The organism is Proteiniclasticum ruminis DSM 24773 (assembly GCF_000701905.1).
Taxonomy (GTDB): Bacteria; Bacillota; Clostridia; order Clostridiales; family Clostridiaceae; genus Proteiniclasticum; species Proteiniclasticum ruminis.
Map to the genome: position 1 here is coordinate 1 of NZ_JNKC01000024.1, position 3,397 is coordinate 3,397.

Sequence of the window (3,397 nt, forward strand, 5' to 3'; positions counted from 1 at the left end):
CCCATGATACTGCAGGGGAAGCCCTGTGGGAAAGTAGGTCGTCGCCAGTTACACTGCTCTAAGCGCAAGCTTAGGGCTTTTTTGTTGTCTCAAAATAAGTAAAACTTTAGTAAATATTGACTAAATATATGATAAGGTTTACTATTAAGAAGTATACTATCCTGAATGAAGGGGAGGAATTTTATGGCAACCATTAAAGAAATAGCCGAGAAGGCCGGGGTATCCAGTGCGGCAGTTTCGAGAGTGCTGAATTTTGATGATGCGCTGAGTGTTTCAGAAGAAACCAAACGAAAAATCTTTGAAGCAGCGGAAGAACTGGAATATGTTCCTGTAAGAAAAAGAAGAAAAGAAAAGAAAGTAAGAATTGGCTTGTTTCATTGGTATGATCGAAAAAAAGAACTGGAAGATCCTTATTATCTTTATATTCGCCTGGCAATAGAAAAGATCTGTGAGAAAAAAGGATATCAGGTCTTAAGATGGAATGCCTCAGAAGATCAGGTTCTGTCTGAACCAGTGGACGGTATCATTGCGGTGGGGAAGTTTGAAGAAAAAGAACTTCACAAGATTTCTGAATTAAACAGCAGAATTGTTGTATGTGATTTTGCTCCAGGAGATGAGTATGATGCAGTGATTGTGGACTATAGAGATGCAGTAAGAAAAGTACTGGATTATTTCATTGAAATGGGACATACCAGCATCGGATATCTTGGAGGAGATGAGACCTATGGAAGCGGAATTAAAGTTTCTGCTTTAAGGGATGAATCTTTTAAAGAGTACGCATCTTTCATGGAGATTTATCAGGAGGAGTACTGTGTATATGGCAGTTTTACCCATGAGGATGGATATCTGCTGATGAAAGAGATGCTCAAGAAGAAAGTCCGACCGACGGCCTTTTTCTGTGGTAATGACAATATGGCCATTGGTGCTTATAAAGCAATTTATGAAGCTGGTCTGAGTATTCCTGAGGATATCAGTATTGTTGGATTCAATGATTTGCCTGGATCAAAATATATGACGCCATCTTTATCCACAATAAGAGTCTATACTGAATATCTGGGAGAAGCAGCAGTGGATCTTCTGGAGGAGAAAATTGAGAGCAACCGTAAATATACGAAAAAAGTAATCATTCCCGTGCAACTGAAGAAAAGAGACAGTGTAAAAGACTGCAAGGAATTGAAGGTAGATAAGTAGTAGTAAGAGGAGCATAAAATGGAGAACGAAAAAAGATTTAAGGAAGTCTTTCAACAGAATGCGGAGAAGAGTTATTTTTCTCCAGGTAGAGTTAATCTCATTGGAGAACATACGGACTATAATGGAGGGAATGTATTTCCCTGTGCATTAACCATAGGAACTTACGGAGTGGCAAGCCTGAGAAAAGACAACACCATCAGAATGTACTCTGAGAATTTCCAAGACCAGGGAGTGGTGGAGTTCAGTCTTGATGATTTAACCTACAGCAAAGCTCATGATTGGGCAAACTATCCGAAAGGTGTCATTGCTTTTCTTCGTAAAGAGGGGCATCACATCGAACAGGGAATGGATATCTATTTTAATGGGAATATTCCAAATGGGGCGGGCTTGTCTTCCTCTGCTTCAATAGAAGTGCTGACTGCATATATGATGAAAGACCTATTTCAACTGGAGATTTCTATGATCAACTTGGTGAAATTGTGCCAGAAAGTGGAGAATGAGTTCATGGGGGTAAACTCCGGAATCATGGATCAGTTTGCAGTGGCCATGGGTAAAAAGGATCAGGCCATTCTTCTGGATACAAATACTCTGGAGTACAGATACTCTCCTGTTCTTCTTGAAAATGCTTCCTTGGTGGTATCTAATACCAACAAGAAGAGAGGGCTTGCGGATTCAAAGTATAATGAAAGAAGAGCGGAATGCGAGGAAGCCTTGAAGAGGCTGCAGACTGTTCTGCCTATTTCTTCTCTTGGAGAAATTGATTCGGAGACCTTTGGGAAATATCAGCATGTGATTGAAGATGATGTTCTGATTAAGAGAGCTAAACATGCTGTAACAGAGAATGAAAGGACATTACTTGCGGTGAAAGCGCTGGAATCAAATGAGATAGAAGAGTTTGGAAAGCTTATGAATGCTTCTCATGAGTCACTGAAAGAAGATTATGAAGTAACAGGCATAGAACTGGATACTTTGGTGGAGCTTGCCAGAAAGGTTTCTGGAACCATAGGCTCCAGAATGACAGGCGCTGGATTTGGAGGATGTACAGTCTCCATCGTACAGAATGATGCCATAGAAAGATTTATCCAGGAAGTTGGAACTTCCTATGAAGAGATCATTGGATATAAAGCGGAGTTCTATGTGGTTTCCATCGGAGATGGGGTACATAAACTCAGCTGATATGAGGAGTAAGATAAAAAGAGAGCGCGGCCGATGACCGCGCTCTCTTTATTCTCTTCTCTATTTTGCTTTATAAGTTAATACGGTAGTCTCTCCAGCAATAACGTCAATACCGAGTTGTGCTTCGAAACTCTTCAGTACATCCATATCAGTGAAGATTACAGGAGTAATCAGTGAAAGACCTTTACCCTGTATGAGTTCACGATCGATTTTTATAATAGGTTCCCCTTTTTTTACCATGTCTCCCTGATTTTTAAGAGCGGTAAAACCTTCACCGTTCAATGAGACTGTATCAAGTCCGATGTGAACTAGAATCTGGACTCCTTTGTCGAGGGTCATACCAAAAGCATGCTTTGTTCCGAAGAGCATGGTTAGTTCTCCATCAGCAGGAGCTACGACAGTATCTCCAGTTGGATTGATGGCAAGTCCGTCACCAGCCATTTTTTCTGCAAATACAGCATCGGGTACTGTAGTGATATCCACCGTCTTACCTGAAATTGGGGCAACAAGTGCTCCTTCTTTTTTAAATAATCCAAACATATTTAATTCACTCCTTCAATCATTATCCTGTTATCATAGGCAGAATTGTATTTATTAAAATCCCTTGTTTCTATTATTTTACAATTAATAGGTTATGATTGCAATGAAAGCAAGGAAGTATGCTATGAACATCCTGAAAACACGAGGGTGAGAACAGGAGTAGTAAGTTTGGTAGTGCGGGTAGTTTATAACAAGGAAAGTCTGTACAGTTTATTCATCGCAAAGTAAAACAATAAGGAGAAACAGTGAATGCGGATGATATAATTAGAATTCATAGATTCATTCGGTTTAGTGCGATTAAATGAGGATAAAAACCTTGTTGCTGCGACTGTTCTTATGAAAACAACTCCGTGTGTATCACAATGAGGATTACTTCGAAAAATAAAGATATTGATAGATTGAGTGACTTATTTACCTTAAATCGAATTGTGTATAAACACCGACAATTCATCCCGTGATAAGATAGACAAGTCGCTTGAGAGAGCGGCGC

3 protein-coding genes are annotated in these 3,397 nt (G+C 39.8%); 2 read left to right on the forward strand and 1 reads right to left on the reverse strand.

All coding sequences use genetic code 11. The features are described 5' to 3' along the window. Positions 1 to 183: 183 nt before the first annotated feature. Both T487_RS0113210 and T487_RS0113215 read left to right on the forward strand, forming a co-directional pair. Entirely contained in the window at positions 184 to 1,191 is a 1,008-nt protein-coding gene (locus T487_RS0113210) for a LacI family DNA-binding transcriptional regulator (protein WP_031577602.1), read from the forward strand. 18 nt (positions 1,192 to 1,209) lie between these two features. Then, on the forward strand, positions 1,210 to 2,367 hold the full coding sequence (locus T487_RS0113215; RefSeq protein WP_031577603.1) for a galactokinase: 1,158 nt from the start codon (positions 1,210 to 1,212) through the stop codon (positions 2,365 to 2,367). Positions 2,368 to 2,427: 60 nt separating this feature from the next. On the opposite strand, the gene T487_RS0113220 is transcribed toward T487_RS0113215, so the two are convergent. Beyond that, a complete protein-coding gene (locus T487_RS0113220; RefSeq protein WP_031577604.1) occupies positions 2,428 to 2,907 on the reverse strand; it encodes a PTS sugar transporter subunit IIA in 480 nt (159 codons plus the stop codon). Between the last annotated feature and the right edge of the window lie 490 nt (positions 2,908 to 3,397).